This is a genomic window from Candidatus Skiveiella danica (assembly GCF_022705245.1).
Lineage (GTDB): Bacteria > Pseudomonadota > Gammaproteobacteria > Burkholderiales > Burkholderiaceae_C > Skiveiella > Skiveiella danica.
Genome location: NZ_JAKJEW010000193.1, coordinates 1 through 524, shown reverse-complemented (window position 1 = coordinate 524; position 524 = coordinate 1). Strand labels below are relative to the sequence as shown.

General features: G+C 59.0%; 1 protein-coding gene and 1 pseudogene. Both read left to right on the top strand.

Annotation, left to right across the window (positions count from 1 at the left end; all coding sequences use genetic code 11):
- Nucleotides 1-190, top strand: a pseudogene (locus ACMUOY_RS20945) (Fe-S protein assembly chaperone HscA); the annotation flags it as partial.
- 19 nt (nucleotides 191-209) lie between these two features.
- Nucleotides 210-524, top strand: a 315-nt coding sequence (gene fdx, locus ACMUOY_RS20940) for an ISC system 2Fe-2S type ferredoxin (protein ID WP_413894625.1), incomplete at its 3' end; no start/stop codon positions are given.

Sequence of the window (524 nt, the reverse complement as noted above, 5' to 3'; positions counted from 1 at the left end):
AGGGGCAGAAGAACGCGTGGCGATGGATGCTGCGATGCAAGGGCTGCGTAGCGTGCTGGCAAGCGAGGACACGGCGCTGATTGAGAGCCAATCCAAGGCACTGGCACAGGCTACGGAAGCCTTTGCGGCCATGCGCATGAACCGCGGCATTGCCAATGCACTGGCCGGCAAGAACATAGCAACGATTTGAATCGGGAGACCGACTGACCATGCCTACTATCAAGATACTTCCGCACCCCGAATATTGCCCCCAAGGCGCGCAGGTGTCGGCGCCCGCAGGTACCTCCATTTGCGAAGCACTGCTGGACAACGGAATCAGTATCGAACATGCCTGCGATATGAGCTGCGCCTGCACCACCTGCCACGTGGTGGTGCGTGAAGGCTTTGCTTCGCTCAACGAACTCGATGAGACCGAGGAAGACCTGCTGGACCGCGCCTGGGGTCTGCAGCCCAATTCCCGTCTCAGTTGCCAGGCCTTGTTGGCACAGGCTGATCTGGTGGTGGAAATACCCAAATACTCCATC